General features: G+C 74.4%; 16 protein-coding genes and 1 riboswitch. Of the genes, 6 read left to right on the top strand and 10 right to left on the bottom strand.

Features of this window, described 5'->3' with window-relative positions; translation table 11 throughout:
- Positions 1 to 35: 35 nt before the first annotated feature.
- Positions 36 to 123: riboswitch (ZMP/ZTP riboswitch) on the bottom strand.
- 35 nt (positions 124 to 158) lie between these two features.
- Positions 159 to 818, bottom strand: a complete 660-nt coding sequence (gene purN, locus J7523_RS06685) for a phosphoribosylglycinamide formyltransferase (protein ID WP_291883929.1) — start codon at positions 816 to 818, stop codon at positions 159 to 161.
- Between the two features lie 108 nt (positions 819 to 926).
- Here purN and J7523_RS06680 point away from each other — a divergent pair, with 108 nt between their 5' ends.
- Positions 927 to 1,511, top strand: coding sequence for a hypothetical protein (locus tag J7523_RS06680; protein WP_291883927.1), 585 nt, complete (start codon positions 927 to 929; stop codon positions 1,509 to 1,511).
- Here the strand turns inward: J7523_RS06680 and J7523_RS06675 are convergent.
- From J7523_RS06675 to sucC, 3 genes are all read right to left on the bottom strand, one after another.
- Complete coding sequence (locus J7523_RS06675; RefSeq protein WP_291883925.1) at positions 1,460 to 2,779, bottom strand: DUF6350 family protein; 1,320 nt, start codon at positions 2,777 to 2,779, stop codon at positions 1,460 to 1,462. The genes J7523_RS06680 and J7523_RS06675 overlap by 52 nt on opposite strands.
- Positions 2,780 to 2,972: 193 nt before the next feature.
- The gene (sucD, locus tag J7523_RS06670) at positions 2,973 to 3,848 is read right to left on the bottom strand and encodes a succinate--CoA ligase subunit alpha (RefSeq protein ID WP_291883923.1); all 876 of its coding nucleotides are present in this window, start codon (positions 3,846 to 3,848) and stop codon (positions 2,973 to 2,975) included.
- Positions 3,849 to 3,884: 36 nt separating this feature from the next.
- Positions 3,885 to 5,072 carry an ADP-forming succinate--CoA ligase subunit beta gene (gene sucC / locus J7523_RS06665; protein WP_291883921.1) on the bottom strand — a complete coding sequence of 396 codons (1,188 nt, stop codon included), beginning with the start codon at positions 5,070 to 5,072 and terminating at the stop codon, positions 3,885 to 3,887.
- Positions 5,073 to 5,251: 179 nt separating this feature from the next.
- On the opposite strand from sucC, the gene J7523_RS06660 reads away from it, so the two are divergent.
- From J7523_RS06660 to J7523_RS06650, 3 genes are all read left to right on the top strand, one after another.
- Entirely contained in the window at positions 5,252 to 5,950 is a 699-nt protein-coding gene (locus J7523_RS06660) for a uridine kinase (RefSeq protein WP_291883918.1), read from the top strand.
- 66 nt (positions 5,951 to 6,016) lie between these two features.
- The gene (locus tag J7523_RS06655; protein ID WP_291883915.1) at positions 6,017 to 6,226 is read left to right on the top strand and encodes an RNA polymerase subunit sigma-70; all 210 of its coding nucleotides are present in this window, start codon (positions 6,017 to 6,019) and stop codon (positions 6,224 to 6,226) included.
- On the top strand, positions 6,226 to 6,774 hold the full coding sequence (locus J7523_RS06650; protein WP_291883913.1) for a Clp protease N-terminal domain-containing protein: 549 nt from the start codon (positions 6,226 to 6,228) through the stop codon (positions 6,772 to 6,774). The genes J7523_RS06655 and J7523_RS06650 overlap by 1 nt, the downstream gene beginning before the upstream one ends.
- Positions 6,775 to 6,936: 162 nt before the next feature.
- On the opposite strand, the gene pcrA is transcribed toward J7523_RS06650, so the two are convergent.
- The 5 genes from pcrA to J7523_RS06625 all read right to left on the bottom strand — a co-directional run bounded on the left by pcrA (position 6,937) and on the right by J7523_RS06625 (position 12,746).
- The gene (pcrA, locus tag J7523_RS06645; RefSeq protein ID WP_291883912.1) at positions 6,937 to 9,570 is read right to left on the bottom strand and encodes a DNA helicase PcrA; all 2,634 of its coding nucleotides are present in this window, start codon (positions 9,568 to 9,570) and stop codon (positions 6,937 to 6,939) included.
- 70 nt (positions 9,571 to 9,640) lie between these two features.
- On the bottom strand, positions 9,641 to 10,123 hold the full coding sequence (locus J7523_RS06640; RefSeq protein WP_291883909.1) for a DUF456 domain-containing protein: 483 nt from the start codon (positions 10,121 to 10,123) through the stop codon (positions 9,641 to 9,643).
- 43 nt (positions 10,124 to 10,166) lie between these two features.
- Positions 10,167 to 10,514, bottom strand: coding sequence for a hypothetical protein (locus tag J7523_RS06635; RefSeq protein WP_291883907.1), 348 nt, complete (start codon positions 10,512 to 10,514; stop codon positions 10,167 to 10,169).
- Between the two features lie 49 nt (positions 10,515 to 10,563).
- A complete protein-coding gene (locus J7523_RS06630; RefSeq protein ID WP_291883904.1) occupies positions 10,564 to 11,256 on the bottom strand; it encodes a response regulator transcription factor in 693 nt (230 codons plus the stop codon).
- Complete coding sequence (locus tag J7523_RS06625) at positions 11,253 to 12,746, bottom strand: ATP-binding protein (RefSeq protein WP_291883901.1); 1,494 nt, start codon at positions 12,744 to 12,746, stop codon at positions 11,253 to 11,255. The genes J7523_RS06630 and J7523_RS06625 overlap by 4 nt, the downstream gene beginning before the upstream one ends.
- A 135-nt stretch (positions 12,747 to 12,881) precedes the next feature.
- Between J7523_RS06625 and J7523_RS06620 the strand changes: the two genes are divergently transcribed.
- Both J7523_RS06620 and J7523_RS06615 read left to right on the top strand, forming a co-directional pair.
- Positions 12,882 to 14,543, top strand: a complete 1,662-nt coding sequence (locus J7523_RS06620; RefSeq protein ID WP_291883898.1) for a PspC domain-containing protein — start codon at positions 12,882 to 12,884, stop codon at positions 14,541 to 14,543.
- Entirely contained in the window at positions 14,540 to 15,385 is an 846-nt protein-coding gene (locus J7523_RS06615) for a hypothetical protein (RefSeq protein ID WP_291883894.1), read from the top strand. The genes J7523_RS06620 and J7523_RS06615 overlap by 4 nt, the downstream gene beginning before the upstream one ends.
- Before the next feature lie 69 nt (positions 15,386 to 15,454).
- Here J7523_RS06615 and J7523_RS06610 read toward each other — a convergent pair whose 3' ends face one another.
- Positions 15,455 to 15,949: an aromatic ring-opening dioxygenase LigA gene (locus J7523_RS06610; protein ID WP_291883892.1), complete on the bottom strand. Its 495-nt coding sequence runs from the start codon at positions 15,947 to 15,949 to the stop codon at positions 15,455 to 15,457.
- Between the last annotated feature and the right edge of the window lie 54 nt (positions 15,950 to 16,003).

Raw genomic sequence — 16,003 nt, 5'->3', positions numbered from 1 at the left:
CGCTCACTCCTGGGTCGACGCGGGCTGCGGTGGGACCCAGGCACCCAGGCGGGCGGTGCTCTGCAGGGGACTTCGGCCGCTCCCCGGTGGTTCTCCCCACCTGCGCCAGTCACGACCGTGCACGAGTGTAACCGGCGAGCCGGCCGCCTCGGGAGCGGCTACGCGCCGATCCGCGCCGAGCGTCCCTCGACCACCAGGCCCTCCCGGACGATGCGGCCCACGACGTCCACGAGCAGCGCCCGTTCGACGACCTTGATCCGCTCGTGCAGCGCGCCCTCGTCGTCGCCGTCGAGCACCGGCACGGCCTCCTGCGCCAGGATCGGGCCCGCGTCCACGCCCTCGTCGACCACGATCACGCTGCAGCCGCTCACCTTGACGCCGTACGCGAGCGCGTCACGGACGCCGTGCGCACCGGGGAACGACGGCAGCAGCGCCGGGTGCGTGTTGACGATGCGGCCGCCGAACCGCCCGAGGAAGGACGAGCCGACCAGCTTCATGAAACCGGCGAGCACCACGAGGTCGGGCGAGAAGACGGCGACGGTCTCGGTGAGCGCCGCGTCCCACGCGGCCCGGTCGTCGAAGTCCGGGAGCGCCACCACGGCCGTGGGGACACCCGCGTCACGGGCGATGTCGAGCGCGGCGATCCCGGACCGGTCGGAGACCACCCCGACGACACGCCCGCCGAACGCCGGGTCGTCGTGCGCCGCCAGGAGCGCCGCGAGGTTCGAGCCGGTGCCGGACACGAGGACCACGAGCCGCCCGGCGGTCCGCGTGGACGGCTCGGGTGGACGGGGCGGCTCGGGGTGCTGCGCGTTCACGCGGGCGACCCTACCCCGGCGGCGGCACGGGCCGAGCCGGGACGTCCGACGACCACCAGGTGGACGCGCGATGACCAGGACCACAGCCCGGTGGGCGAGAATGCCGGGGTGAGCAACCCGTACGCCCCGCCGGAGGACCGTCCGCGCACGCCGGACGCCCCGTCGGACGCACCGTCGGGCGTGCCACCCGCCGGCCCGCCGACTCCGCCTCCGGCCCACCGGTACCCGCACGACGCGCGTCCCGGTGGCGGCCCCGGCGCACCGCGTGACGACCGACCGACCGAGGTCGCGCCCACGGACGCCAAGGCCGCGACGCGGAGCATCAGCCTCGCGCGGACCACCGGGCTGCTCGTGCTCGCGTCCGTCCTCGTCCTGTCGTTCCCCGTGCCGTGGCAGGCCGCGTCGCTCGGGTTCGGGCTCGCCGCCGCCGTGACCGCGATCCGCGGCCTCGCCGTCGCGCTCCGCGGCCGCGTCCGGGGCGGCGTCCCCGCGGTGCTCGGGGTGCTGCTGCTGGTGTCGGGCATGCTGTCGCTCGTGTCGGCCAGCATGCTCGTGCTCTGGGGGCCGCAGCGCGACCATCAGGCGTGCCTCGCCGGGGCGCTCACGGTCACGGCGAAGTCGCAGTGCGAGGCCCAGTACCGTCAGGACATCGAGGACTGGCGGGTGTCGCTCGAGGAGCGGTCCCGCCCCTGACCCGGTCGGGCGTGATCCTGGCCCGTCGCCGGGCCGTCGGACGCACCGGCGCGGCCCGACGCAGACCGCAGCCCCGCCGTCAGCCGGCGTCGGACCGCCCGGTCCGTCGGCAGCGCCGCCAGCGCGGCACCCACCAGCACGCCCGCGGCGGCCGCGAGCCCCACCAGCCACCCCTGCGCGCCCACGTGCTCCAGCCGCCCCGGCCCGGCCGCCCCGCTCGCGAGCGTGACCACGACCGCGCACGCCACGGCGACGACGCCACCGAGCACACCCACCGAGGCGGCTGACGACCACCAGGGGCCGCCCGTGGTCCGGCGGTGCACGTACCAGCCGGCCAGCACGCCGACGAGGACGAGCACGGCCGGGGCACCCCACGTCGCGGGCCCCACCGCGTCGGGCGTCGGCAGCGCACCGAGCATGGGCACGGCCGGCAGCGGGGCGGCGACGACCCCGTCGGGCGCGAACTGCGTCCCGGTCCCGACCCCGAAGCCCGGACCCGCGAGCCAGGCCAGCGCCCACACGACCAGGTTCGGCACGAACGCGAGCTCGGCGACCGCCAGGACGATCCCGCCGACCGCGTCCAGCCCCAGCCCGCGGACCACGTCACCGATCGTCGCGCGGCCGGCCACCACCCACAGCGCGGTCAGGAGCGCCGAGACGAGCACGAGCATCGCGACCGCCAGCAGCCCTGCCGCCGCACCGACCCGCACCGGCGCCGCCACGCGGGTCCACGCGGGACGGGTCAGGCGACGCCACGACGGAGCCTCCGGGCGGCGGAGCAGGCCGAGCCCGAGCCCCCCGCCCGCCACGACCGCCGCACCCGCGGCCGCGCGCAGGCACGCGAGCGGCCCGGCGCCGACCAGCAGCGCGACCAGGACGACGAACGCGACGTACGCGGCCACCCCGGCGGCGAACCCCGTACGCGTTGCCGTGCCGGACCGGCGCGCCGACGCGTAGCACGTGAAGACTGCGAGCAGGCCGATCCCGAGCGGGACCAGCGTGACCGCGACACCGCCGACCTCGGTCGGCATGCCGTGGCCGAGGAGCCAGACGGACGCACCCACGACCACCGCACGCCACCAGCTCACGCCCTCGTTCGTGGGGTCCGCCGACGTCGCGACGAACGCGGCGATCGCGGGCAGCACGATCGCGAGCAGCGACAGCAGGGCCGCCTGCACGGCGGCGAGCGCGCCCGTGGCCCAGCGGGGGGCGCCGTCCAGCGCGCTCGCGAAGAACTGGGGGCGCGTCGGCACCTCGTCGGACAGCACCCGCCGACGGGGACGCTGCGCGACCGGGGTTCCCCCCGTCCGGGGGCCAGTACCACTCACCGGGTCATCCTCCCCGGGCCCGGCCGCCCGGGACCGGACCACGGTCGGCGCGTCGGGCCCCGGACGCCGACGACCCGGTGGGCGCAGGGCCTCACCGGGTCGTCGGAGCCCGTCCCGAGCGGACGGGTGGAGCTCAGGAGAGCAGTGCGCGGGCGAGCTGCGCCGTCTCGGACGGCGTCTTGCCGACCTTGACGCCGGCGGCCTCGAGGGCCTCCTTCTTCGCCTGGGCGGTGCCCGACGAGCCCGACACGATGGCGCCGGCGTGGCCCATCGTCTTGCCCTCGGGGGCCGTGAAGCCCGCGACGTAGCCGACGACCGGCTTGGTCACGTGCTCGGCGATGAACGCCGCGGCCCGCTCCTCGGCGTCGCCGCCGATCTCGCCGATCATCACGATGACCTCGGTGTCGGGGTCCGCCTCGAACGCCTTGAGGGCGTCGATGTGCGTGGTGCCGATGATCGGGTCGCCGCCGATGCCGATGGCCGTCGAGAACCCGAAGTCCCGCAGCTCGTACATCATCTGGTAGGTCAGCGTGCCCGACTTCGAGACGAGGCCGACGCGGCCGGGGCCCGTGATGTCCGCCGGGATGATGCCGACGTTCGACTTGCCGGGGCTGATGAGGCCGGGGCAGTTGGGGCCGACGAGCTGCACGCCCTTGTCCTGCGCGTGCGCGAAGAACTCGGCCGTGTCGTCCACCGGGACGCCCTCGGTGATGATGACGACGAGCGGCACGCCCGCGTCGATCGCCTCGATCACGGCGCCCTTGGTGTGCGCCGGCGGCACGAAGATGACGGACACGTCGGCACCCGTCTTGTCGACGGCCTCCGCGACGGAGCCGAAGACGGGGACGTCGACGTCGCCGAAGGACTGCGTGGTGCCGGCCTTGCGCGGGTTCACGCCGCCGACCACGTTCGTGCCGGAGGCCAGCATGCGGGTCGTGTGCTTGGTGCCCTCGGAGCCCGTCATGCCCTGGACGATGACCTTGGATGCCTCGGTCAGGAAGATCGCCATGGTGGTGTCTGCTTCTCTCTGCGTCGTCTGGGGGTCTCAGGCGTTGGCCAGCTCGGCAGCCTTGTCGGCGCCGCCGTCCATGGTGTCGGCGAGCACGACGAGCGGGTGCCCGGCCTCCGTGAGGATGCGGCGACCCTCCTCGACGTTGTTGCCGTCCAGGCGGACGACGAGCGGCTTGTTCTCCTCGTCGCCGAGGATCTCGAGCGCGTGCACGATGCCGTTCGCGACCGCGTCGCACGCCGTGATGCCGCCGAACACGTTGACGAACACGGACTTGACCTGCGGGTCCGTGAGGATGATGTGCAGTCCGGCCGCCATGATCTCGGCGCTCGCGCCGCCGCCGATGTCGAGGAAGTTGGCAGGCTTGACGCCGCCGTGCTTCTCGCCGGCGTAGGCCACGACGTCGAGCGTGCTCATCACGAGCCCCGCGCCGTTGCCGATGATGCCGACCTCGCCGTCGAGCTTGACGTAGTTGAGGTCCTTCTCCTTGGCGGCAGCCTCGAGCGGGTCGGCCGCGGCGGCGTCCTCGAGCTCGGCGTGGTCCGGGTGGCGGAAGTCGGCGTTGGCGTCGAGCGTGACCTTGCCGTCGAGCGCCACGATCTCGCCGTCCTCCGTGAGGACGAGCGGGTTCACCTCGACGAGCGTGGCGTCCTCCTGGTCGTACACGGCCCACAGCTTCTGCAGCACGGCGGCGACCTTGGCCGCGATCTCGGGCGACGTCTTCTCGGGGAACCCGGCGGCGGCGACGATCTCGTCGGCCTTCGCCTGGTCGATGCCGGTGCGCGGGTCGACGGCGACGCGGGCGAGCGCCTCGGGACGCTCGACGGCGAGCTGCTCGATCTCCATGCCGCCCTCGACGGACGCCATGGCGAGATAGCGACGCTCGGCCCGGTCGAGCAGCACGGAGAAGTAGAACTCCTGCGCGATCTTCGCGCCCGCGGCGATCATCACGCGGTGCACGGTGTGGCCCTTGATGTCCATGCCGAGGATCTCGCCGGCCTTCTCGGCCGCCTCGTCCGCGGACCGGGCGAGCTTGACGCCGCCGGCCTTGCCGCGGCCGCCTGTCTTGACCTGCGCCTTCACGACGACCACGCCGTCCTGCCCGCCCAGGAGCTGCTCGGCGCCCGCGCGAGCCTCCTCGGGGGTGGTGGCGACGACGCCGCCGAGCACGGGCACGCCGTGCTTCTCGAACATGTCACGTGCCTGGTACTCGAACAGGTCCACCTGGTCCGGTTTCCTCTCGTTGACCGGCGATCCGCGCCCTCGGTCCGGCCGCTTCGCCCCGATCGATGGTAGCCGCCGGGCGAAGATATCTTCACATCGAGAGATGTGGCGTACGCGACCCCCGGGCACCCTGCGAGCGCTAGCGTCCAGGCACCCGATCCGACGAGGAGCGATGCCCCGTGGCCGTGCCGACGCCCGTCTCGGTCCCGCTCCTCGCCCGCACGCCACAGCGGTCCGCCGTGCTCGCGGCCGTCGCCGCGCGGGTGCCCGACCCCCGTCCCCTCGGCCGACCTGTGATGGTCGCGGTGGACGGGGTCGACGGGTCGGGCAAGTCGGTGTTCGCGGCGGAGCTCGTCGCCGCGCTGCGAGCGGCCGGGCGCACCGTGGTGGCAGCGTCCGTCGACGGGTTCCACCGGCCGCGCGACGTGCGGTACCGGCGCGGCCGGTCCTCGCCCGAGGGGTTCTGGTCGGACTCCTACGACTACGACGCGCTGCGCACCGAGCTCCTCGACCCGTTGGCCCCCGCCGGGACCCGGCGGTTCCGCCGCGCGGTCCGCGACGTCGCGACCGACGCCACCCTGGACCTCGCACACGAGCACGCGGCGGACGACACCGTGCTCGTGGTCGACGGCATCTTCCTGCAGCGGGCCGAGCTCGACGCGTGGTGGGACCTCACCGTGTTCCTGCAGGTGGGGTTCGACGAGACGTTCCGGCGGATGGCGGTGCGCGACGGCTGCCCGGCTGACCCGGCGGACCCCGCGAACCGCCGGTACGTCGAGGGCCAGCGGCTCTACCTCGCGGAGCGGGACCCTGCCGGACGGGCCGACGTGGTGGTGGACAACACCGACGTCGGGCGGCCGGTGCTGCTGCGACGCTGACGCTCACGCGCGGCCGCCCGTCAACAAAGGTTGACAGCCCTCCTGACGTCAACCTATGTTGACGTCATGTCCGACGACCTCATGACCGCCGCAGCCGGCGACGACCCCCGCGAAGGGCTGCTCGCCGTGCACTCCCTGCGCGTGCTCGCCGACCGCCTCGAGGCGCTGCACGTCGAGCGTGCCCGCAGCCTCGGGTGGTCGTGGGAGCAGATCGCCACCGTGCTGGGCGTGAGCCGCCAGGCCGTCCACAAGAAGTTCGGAAAGAGGTTCCGCTGATGTTCGAGAGGTTCACCAAGGACGCCCGCGGCTCGGTCGTGCAGGCGCAGGACGAGGCCCGACGGCTCGGCGCCGACCGGATCGACTCCGCGCACCTGCTGCTCGGCGCCGTGTCCGACCCGGCCTCCGTCGCCGCCCGCGCGCTCGCCTCGCTCGGGCTCGACCACGACACGCTCGCCGGCACGGTCCGCGCGCTGCCGCACGGGGCGATCGACGCCGACGCCCTCGCGGGCGTGGGGATCGACCTGGAGTCGGTGCGCACGCAGGTCGAGGCGACCTTCGGGCCTGGTGCGCTCGACGAGCCGCTCGAGACCCGTGGGCGCAAGCACCTGCCGTTCGAGAAGGACGCCAAGAAGGCCCTCCAGGTGGCGCTGCGCGAGGCGATCCGGTTCTCGATGAACCGCATCGACACCGGCCACCTGCTGCTCGGCATCGCCCGGCTCGACGGCACGCCCGGCCAGCAGGCCCTCGCGACGGCCGGCCACGGCGTGCGCGACGAGCTCGAGCGCGCGGTCATGGCCGCCTGGGCCGACGCTCCCGTCGCCTGACGTACGGCTCCCGCGGGACACCCTCCGAGGGGCCGGCGACCGGCGGGCCGGCGACCGACGGGCCGGCGACCGATGGGCCGGCGACCGACCACCGCGCCGAGGAGGTGCCATGACCGCCGCGCGCCCGAGCCTCGTGCGGGCCCTGACGTTCGGGCCGGCCGCCTACAGCTTGACGACGGGCGAGTACCGCAGGAGCAGCCGCTTGGTCCCTTCGGACCCGAAGTCGACCTTGACCACCGCGTTCGGCCCTGCGCCCTCGAGGGCGACGACCGTGCCGAGCCCGTACGAGTCGTGCGTGACGCGGTCGCCGATCGCCAGGTTCGGGATCGCGGCGTCCGACCGCGGCGTCGCGGACCCGAACTTCGCGCCGGTCGACGGCAGCGAGGGCCGGGACTCGCGCTCCGACCGGCTGCCCGACGCGTACCCGCCAGACCCGTAGCCGCCGGACCCGTACCCGCCGGACCCAGAGCCCCGCGAACCGTAGCCACCCGACCCGGACGAACCCGACCGGTTGCCGCCCGAGCCGAAGCCGGAGCCCCAGCCGCCGCGCAGCTGCGACGTCGACGACTCGCGTCGCCGCCAGTCGATGAGCTCGTCGGGCAGGTCGTCGAGGAACCGGCTGGGCGGGAACTCGTTGGGCACGCCCCATGCCGTACGCACGGCCGCCCGCGAGATGTACAACCGCTCCCGGGCGCGCGTGAGCCCGACGTAGGCGAGCCGCCGCTCCTCGGCGAGCTGGTCGGTGTCGGTGAGCGACCGCATGTGCGGGAACGTCCCGTCCTCCATGCCCGTGAGGAACACGACGGGGAACTCGAGGCCCTTGGCGGTGTGCAGCGTCATGAGCGTGATCACGCCCTGGTCGGCAGGCTTCCCGGCGCCGTCCTCGTCGTCGCCGCCGTCGGGCGTCGGGATCTGGTCGGAGTCCGCGACGAGCGACACGCGCTCGAGGAAGTCGGCCAGGTCGCCGTCGGGCTCGCTCTGCTCGAACTCCGACGCGACGGCGTGCAGCTCGGCGAGGTTCTCGACGCGCGACGCGTCCTGCGGGTCCTCGCTCGCGCGCAGCTCCGCGAGGTAGCCCGACCGGTCGAGCACTGCGCCGAGCACCTCGGCCGGGCCGGCCGTCGAGGCGAGCACGCGCAGGTCGGTCATCATGTCGGCGAACGCCTGCAGTCCCGTGACGGCGCGGGTGCCCAGTCCGGGCACCTCGTCGAGCCGGTCGAGCGCGGCACCGAACGAGATCCGCTCGCGCTCGGCGAAGCTCGACACCATCGCCTCGGACCGGTCCCCCAGCCCCCGCTTGGGCACGTTGAGAATGCGGCGCACGTTGACGTCGTCGTCCGGGTTCGCGATGGCCCGCAGGTACGCGACGGCGTCCTTGATCTCGCGGCGCTCGTAGAACCGCGTGCCGCCGACCACCTTGTACGGCAGGCCGACACGGATCAGCACCTCCTCGAGCGCCCGGGACTGGGCGTTCGCGCGGTAGAAGATCGCCACGTCGCCCGGGCGGACGCCGTCGGAGTCGCCGAGCCGGTCGATCTCCTGCGCGACGAACCGGGCCTCCTCGTGCTCGGTGTCCGCGACGTACGCGACGATCTGCGCACCCTGGCCCGAGTCGGTCCACAGCCGCTTGGGCTTGCGGCCCGGGTTGCGGCTGATCACGGCGTTCGCGGCGGACAGGATCGTCTGCGTGGAGCGGTAGTTCTGCTCGAGCAGGATCGTGCGCGCGTCCGGGTAGTCGGCCTCGAACTCCAGGATGTTGCGGATCGAGGCGCCGCGGAACGCGTAGATCGACTGGTCGGCGTCGCCGACGACCGTGAGCTCGCCGCGCGGCACGTCGTCCTCGTCCGCCGAGGCGCCTGCGGCCGTCACGCCCACCAGCTCGCGGACCAGCACGTACTGCGCGTGGTTGGTGTCCTGGTACTCGTCGACGAGCACGTGCCGGAACCGGCGCCGGTAGTGCTCCGCGACCGCGGGGAACGCCTGCAGCAGCTGCACCGTCGTCATGATGAGGTCGTCGAAGTCGAGAGCGTGCGCCTGCCGCAGCCGCGCCTGGTAGCGCGTGTAGACCTGCGCCAGCGCGGCGTCGAAGTCGTTGGTCGCTCCCCCGCCCGACGTCGCCGCGAACTGCTCGGGGTCCACGAGCTCGTCCTTGAGCGCGGAGATCTTGTTCGCGAGCGCCTTCGCCGGGTAGCGCTTGGGGTCCAGGTCCAGCTCGCGTGCGACGAGCGTGAGCAGCCGCTGCGAGTCGGCGGCGTCGTAGATCGAGAAGCTCGACCGCAGGCCCAGCGTCGCGGCCTCGCGCCGCAGGATCCGCACGCACGCCGAGTGGAACGTGGACACCCACATGTGCCGCGCGGACGGGCCGACGAGCCCCTCGACGCGTTCGCGCATCTCGGCGGCGGCCTTGTTGGTGAACGTGATGGCCAGCACCTCGCCGGGCCGCGCCCGACGGGTGGCCAGCAGGTGCGCGATGCGGTGCGCGAGCACGCGCGTCTTGCCCGAGCCGGCGCCCGCGACGATGAGCAACGGGCCGCCGTGGTGCACGACCGCGTCGCGCTGCTGCGGGTTGAGCCCGACGAGCAGCGCGTCGGCGGCAGCCTGGCGACGGGCGAGACGCTCCTCGTCGTCGTGACCCTGCTCGTCCTGGGGGCGAGGCGCGACGACAGTGGGCAGGCCGGAGGGCTCGCCGGTGTGCTTGCCGGGGCGGGCGGCCGGCGCGGCGGGACCGGCGGCGGGAGCGCCTGCCTGAGCGAGGCCGGGCAGCGGCAGGGCGAGGTTCTCGAAGAGCGACGTCATGGCACCACCAGAGTAGGCGTCGCGTCCGACATCCCGGTGCGACGACGCGGTCGTGGACGGTCCGCGCCGGTCACGTGACGAGCAGCCCCACGACCCACACCGCGGTGCTGAGGAGCGCACCGGCGAGCTCGACCAGGATCGTCAGGCCCGTGGCCTGCAGCGCCGCGACCGTCGCGCGCCAGGCCGTCGCGCCGTCCCGCAGCCGCACCAGCTCGGCGAGGAACGTGCCGAGCAGGAAGCCCACGGGCAGTCCCACCACGGGGATGACGAAGAACCCGACGATGCCGAGGACCCCGCCCCAGATCAGCGTGGACGGCGGTACCCCGGCGCGCTTGAGGTGGCGGCCGGCGAGGAAGTACTTGCTGACCTCCGCGGCCGCCGTGACCAGGAGTGCGACGACCGCGACCGTCCAGCCCGCGGCACCACCCGTCATGACGCCCCACACGACGACGGCGCCGAGCACGAGCAGGGCGCCGGGCAGCACCTGGACGACGACGCCGACCAGGCCGACCACGATGACGAGGCCGACGAGGACCTCTCCGAGCGGGCTCACGGACGCCGACCCTAGCGGGAGAGCCGGCGTCCGCCAGCGGGGATCAGCGCCAGAGCACCGCGATCGCGACGTTGACGACCGTGAGGCCCGCGATCGCGCCGAGCAGCCCGCGCGTGACCTTCTCCGGGCGACGCGTGCCGTAGACCACGAGGCCCGTGACCACGAGCGCGATGACGAGCTTGACCGCGATCTTCGTGTTGTTCGGGTCGTGGATCTCGTCGCTCGCCGAGGCGATCCCGACCATCAGGATGCCGGTCACGAGCGCGGTGAGGATGCCGTGCAGCACGCCCGTGGCGATCTTCGGCTCGCGCAGGCTGACGAGCGTGCCGCCGAGCACGATCGCCCAGCCGATCAGGTGGAGGACGACAAGGAGGTGGTAGAGGAAGTCCATGCGGGTCAGGGTACTCGATCTGACACGGCGTCAGATAAACGCTTCTCGATCAGAGCAGCCGCCGCGCCGCCGCCCAGCGCGTCAGCTCGTGCCGGCTCGACAGCTGCAGCTTGCGCAGCACCGCCGACACGTGGGTCTCGACCGTCTTTATCGAGATGAACAGCTCCGAGGCGACCTCCCGGTACGAGTAGCCGCGCGCGATCAGGCGCATCACCTCGCGCTCGCGCGCGGAGAGCCGGTCCAGCTCGTCGTCGCCGGTCGCCACGTCGCCGGCCGCCGCGCCGAACGCGTCGAGCACGAACCCCGCGAGCCGCGGCGAGAACACCGCGTCACCGCCCGCGACCCGCAGCACCGCGTCCGACAGCGCCGTGCCGTCGATCGCCTTCGTCACGTAGCCACGCGCACCCGCCCGGATGACGGCCACGACGTCCTCCGCCGAGTCCGACACGGACAACGCGAGGAACCGGGTGTGCGACGCGACGTCCGCGCACGCCTTGATGACCTCGGCGCCCCCGCCGCCGTCGCCGCCGGGCAGGTGCACGTCGAGCAGCACCACGGGCGGCTGCAGTTGGTGCACCACCGAGATCGCCGAGTCGACCGTGTCCGCCTCGCCGACCACCCGGACGCGCGCGTCGAGCGACGCGAGCACCCCCGTGCGGAACAGGTGGTGGTCGTCGACCAGCACCACGTCGACCGGCGTGTCGACCGGCACCCCCGGGACCGTCGGGACCTCGCCGCTCATCGTGCGCCTCCTTCGTCGTCCACCGGGGCCACCGGCGGTGGCACCTGCGGGTCGAGCCCGCCGACCGGCACCCCGGCCGCGACCGGCCCCGCGGCCGGCGCTGGGGCCGGTGCTGGAGCCGGCACGGCAGCCGGTGCTGGAGCCGGCCCCGCAGCCGGTCCTGCCGCCGGTGCCAGGAGCGGGTCGGCCGCCGCCGTCGTCGACCGTACCGGCACCCGGAGGTGCACCTCGGTGCCCCGCCCCGGCCGGCACGTCACGGTCGCGGTCCCCCCGCGCCGGCGGACGCGGCCCATGATCGACTCGCGGACGCCGAACCGGTCGGGCCCGATGGCCTCGACGTCGAACCCGTCGCCGTGGTCGCGCACGAACACCTCGACCTCGGCCGTGCCCACCTCGAGATAGAGCGACACGGGCGGGCGGCCGTGCACCACTGCGTTGACGAGAGCCTCGCGGGTGGCCTGGATGAGCGCCTCGGTGTCCGCGTCGGGCACCCGGTCGCCCACCAGCACGGCCTCGATCGCGACGGGGTCGCCGGACGGCCCGGAGCGGGAGTCCTCGACCTCCGCGACGACCCCGCGCACGGCCGCCGCGAGAGATGTACCAGGGGCGGGTCGCTCGTCGTACATCCACTCGCGCAGCTCGCGCTCCTGCGCGCGGGCCATGCGGGCGACCTCGGCCGGGTCGTCCGAGCGGGCGCGGATCAGGGCGAGAGTCTGCAGCACCGAGTCGTGCAGGTGGGCGGCGATGTCGGCGCGCTCCGACTCGCGCGCGCGTGCGGCACGTTCGTCGCCCAGCTCGCGGACCAGCCGCAGCCACCACGGCGCGAGCACCAGGCCCGCGCCGACGATCACGGCGACCGCCGCGACCACCGCCTGCACGAGGACCCCCGCCTCGACGCCCCGGCCCGTGCCCTGGCCGATGACCAGCAGCACACCGGCACCGGCGAGCACCAGACCACCGACCAGTCGCAGCACGCTCACGGGGGTGCGGCCTCCCGCCCGCTCCCGCAGTCGGCCCCGCTGCACCGCGTCGAGATTGCTCCACGCCAGACCCACGCCTGCGAGCACGACGAGCACCGGCAGCAGCCACTGCAGGTTGAGGTCCGCGCCTGAGCGCATCGCGATCAGCAGCGCGGCGCCCACCACGAGCACGACGCCCACCGCGATGTCCGTGAGCGGCAGCCGTCGGCCCGGCTGGATCAGCCCCTGCCGGGTCGCGAGCCGCGAGACCGCACTCGGTCGGGCCTCGCGCGCGGCATCCGCCGGGTCGCCCGCCGGGACCGTGAGCCACCAGAAGATGTAGAGGAACACCCCTGCGCCGGCCAGCGGTGCCAGCAGGACGAACGCGAGCCGCACGAGCCCCACGGGCGCGTGCAGGTGCGCGGCGAGGCCCACGGCGACGCCGCCGAACCAGCGGCCGTGCTCCGGGCGCCGCAGCGGCAGCCGGGTCGTCGGCGCCGTGGCGGCGGGCGGGGTCCATGACGGGTGCACGGACCGATCGTCACACGCCCGGGGTCCCTCAGGGCCCCATCCGGGCCGACTTCAGGGGCGCCCGGCCCCACGTTCAGGGTCGGTTCAGGGTGGCACCCGATGCCGTCCGCGCGGGCCGGGCGGCACGATCGAGTCATGGACACGAACCCCTCTGCCGAGGAACCCGCCGGCTTCAGCGCCGGACCCGGCGCCGGACCGACGGCGCCTCCGGCCGGGAGCACCGGCCCCGCCCCCGGGCCTGCGGGCGGCTACGCGCCGTACGGCCCCTACCCGGCGACGGGCCCGACACGCCCGCCGGGCGAGAACAGCTTCTTCGCGGGCATCCGCCGCACCGGGCTGTTCCGCGGCGACGACCGCTGGATCGCGGGCGTGTCCGACGGCGTCGCCCGGCGGTTCGGGCTCGACCCGCTGCTCGTGCGCGGCCTGTTCGCCGTGACCGTGCTGCTCGGCGGCCTCGGCCTCATCGTGTACGGCGTCGCGTGGGCGCTCCTGCCGGAGCAGCGCGACGGTCGCATCCACCTCGAGGAGATGATCGCGGGGCGGTTCGACGTGGCCCTGCTCGGGGCGCTCGCGTTCGTGCTCGTCGGGTTCGGTCGTGGCGACCACTGGTTCTGGTTCTGGAACGGCCCGCCGGGATGGGTCCAGGCCATGCTGTGGCTCGCGTTCGTGGTCGGCGGCATCGCGCTCGTCGTCGTCGCGCTCAACCGCCGTCAGCCCGTGCCGCCGCGCGCCGCCGGGTACCCCCCGTACGGTGCGGCTGCTTCGGCACCGGCCCCTGCGACGGGAGCCCCCGCACGCCCGACGTACCCGCCGTCGGCCTACCCCGCGTCGGCGTACCCGACCGCCCCGGTCACGGCCCCCGCAGGTCCCGCCGCGCCCTCCGCGTCGACGACCGCCCCGACCCACCACCGCGACCGGCGCCAGCAGACGACCACGTACCCGACCGGTACGCCCGTCGGCGGCTACGGCCCGACCGCCCCCGTCGGCGGCTACGGCCCGACCGCGCCCCTCGGCGGCTACGGCCCCACCGCCCCTGCCGGTCCCGGCAACCCGCCGCCGCCGTACGGACCCGCCACCGCCGTCCGCCCGACTCCCCCGCCCGCCCCGGTCAAGGCCCCGAAGCCCCCCAAGCCCCCGCGCTCGGGCCCCGGCGTCGCGATGGTCGGCATCGTCGTCGCCCTGAGCCTGCTCAGCCTCGCGGTGCTGCTCCTCGCGGAGCGCAGCGGCGACTTCGACGGTCCCGTGCTGCTGACAGCGCTGGGCGTCGCGATCGTGCTCGCCGGCCTCGGCATCATCGTCTCCGGTCTGCGGGGCCGCACGAGCGGCACGCTCGGGTTCCTCGCGATCGTCGCGATCCTCGTCGCCGGACCCGTGGGCGCCAGCTCCGGCGTCGGCGAGTGGTGGTGGACCGACGGCGCGCACCGCACGTTCAGCGCCGCGGCCGTGCAGGTCCCCGACCGGGTCACCGCCGCGCGCGGCTACAACCTCGGCTTCGGCGACGTGACGGTCGACCTCACGCAGGTCACGCTCACCAACGAGACTCTCGACGTGCCCGTCTCTCTCGGCGCGGGCGACCTCACGATCGTCGTCCCGGACGACGCCGGGGTGGTCGCGGACGTCCGGCTCGGCGCCGGGAGCGTCACGTGGGACGTCGACGGGGAGCAGACCAAGAACGACGGGGTCGGCATGGGCACCCTCACCTACTCGAACGACCAGGCCGACACGGGCACGCCGCAGCTGCACCTGCACGTCGGTGTCGGCGCCGGCGACGTCCGGATCACGGAGGAGAACCGATGAGCACGCAGGACACCCGGCCGGACGACGGCCCGGACCCCCGGCCCGACGAGGACGTGACCGCCGTGCTGCCGCCGGTGGACGAGCAGGTCGACGAGCAGGGCGACGCGCAGGTCGACGAGCAGGTCGACGACCAGCAGGCTGACGCCGCGGACGCGCAGGACCGGCCGACGGCCGTCCTGGCGGCGGTGGACGACGACTCCGAGGCCGTGCCGGACGCGCAGGAGGGCACGTCCGGCACGGCACCGGCCCTCGCCGAGGACGCGGCCGAGGACGGGGCAGGGGCCGCGCCCGAGGTCGACGAGGCAGCGACCGCCGCGGCCACGGCCGTCGAACCGGTCGAGCACCCCACGCTCGTGCTCGACTCGCGCGAGGAGGACGCCACGGCCGTCGAGCCGGCTGAGCACCCCACGCTGGTGCTCGACTCGCGCGCGGAGGACGCCACGGCCGTCTTCCCCGTGCCGACCGACGACGCACCGGACCACCGCGCGGACGAGCTCCCCGTCGACGAGACGATCCCGCTCGTCGCCGCGGCGACTCCCGCTCCCGCAGCCGCGCCGAGCGCGCCGCTGCTCACGCCACCGCTGCCGGACCACGCAGCCGCGCAGCCGGACCCGACCTCCGCGGCGGTCTCCCCGGCCGTACCGGCCAGGCCCCGCCCTCGCCTGCGGGTGAGCACGGTCGTGTGGGGCCTGGTCATCGCGACGATCGGCGTGGGCATCCTGGCGTGGGCGTCAGGTTTCTCGATCGATCTGCAGCTGTCGGTGATCGTGCTGCTCGCGGCGGCCGGCACGGCGCTGCTCGTCGGGTCGATCGTGTCGGGGGCGCGCAGCTCCCGGCGCTGAAGGCGGCGCACGTGAGGCCCGATCCCCGTCGTCGGGGGCCGGGCCTCAGGCCGTGCCGGGGCGGTGCCGTCAGACCGCCGGGTTGGCGGCCGGTGCGGTCTCCGTGACCCCCGGCGTGGTCTCGACGAGCACCTTCCTGCCGGCGACCGCGTGCAGCGCCCAGCCGATGAGGATCAGCACGATCCCGGTGCCGACGACCAGGAGGCCGACGCCGAAGGCCACGACCGAGGTGAACAGCGACGCGCGCAGGAACGACGCGGTCATGACGGTCGAGCGGGTCGGGTCGTCCTGCGGCAGCTCGGCGTAGGTCTTGCCGTCCGAGGCCTCGAGCGCGTGCTTGTTGATGACGGCGGCCTGGACCCACGCCTCCCAGGGGGTGTCGACGAGCTGGCCCTGGAAGTTGCTCGCGTCGTCCGACACGGTGATCTTCTCGGCCGCGAGGTTGCTCGAGACCGCCCCCCACGTGATCGCGCCGAGGACGATGTACACGACACCGGCGATGATCGTCAGCAGCGCGAGGACCCGGACGGTCCCCGACTTGTCCCCCACAGCAGTTGTCGACATGTTCCCGTTCCCCTTCTGTCCCCACAGCCGGGGCCCGGTGCTCCGGACCCGGTC

The organism is Cellulomonas sp. (assembly GCF_017744555.1).
Lineage (GTDB): Bacteria > Actinomycetota > Actinomycetes > Actinomycetales > Cellulomonadaceae > Cellulomonas.
The sequence above is the reverse complement of the archived record's forward strand: the minus strand, read 5'-3'. Positions and strand labels throughout refer to the sequence as shown.

Excerpts from the sequence above, each read along its gene's own strand:
- sucD (WP_291883923.1), bottom strand. The coding sequence starts at position 3,848 with ATGGCGATCTTCCTGACCGAGGCATCCAAGGTCATCGTCCAGGGCATG.
- J7523_RS06655 (WP_291883915.1), top strand. The coding sequence starts at position 6,017 with ATGTCCGACGACCTCATGACCGCCGCAGCCGGCGACGACCCCCGCGAA.
- J7523_RS06650 (WP_291883913.1), top strand. The coding sequence starts at position 6,226 with ATGTTCGAGAGGTTCACCAAGGACGCCCGCGGCTCGGTCGTGCAGGCG.
- pcrA (WP_291883912.1), bottom strand. The coding sequence starts at position 9,570 with ATGACGTCGCTCTTCGAGAACCTCGCCCTGCCGCTGCCCGGCCTCGCT.
- J7523_RS06635 (WP_291883907.1), bottom strand. The coding sequence starts at position 10,514 with ATGGACTTCCTCTACCACCTCCTTGTCGTCCTCCACCTGATCGGCTGG.
- J7523_RS06630 (WP_291883904.1), bottom strand. The coding sequence starts at position 11,256 with ATGAGCGGCGAGGTCCCGACGGTCCCGGGGGTGCCGGTCGACACGCCG.
- J7523_RS06620 (WP_291883898.1), top strand. The coding sequence starts at position 12,882 with ATGGACACGAACCCCTCTGCCGAGGAACCCGCCGGCTTCAGCGCCGGA.
- J7523_RS06615 (WP_291883894.1), top strand. The coding sequence starts at position 14,540 with ATGAGCACGCAGGACACCCGGCCGGACGACGGCCCGGACCCCCGGCCC.
- J7523_RS06610 (WP_291883892.1), bottom strand. The coding sequence starts at position 15,949 with ATGTCGACAACTGCTGTGGGGGACAAGTCGGGGACCGTCCGGGTCCTC.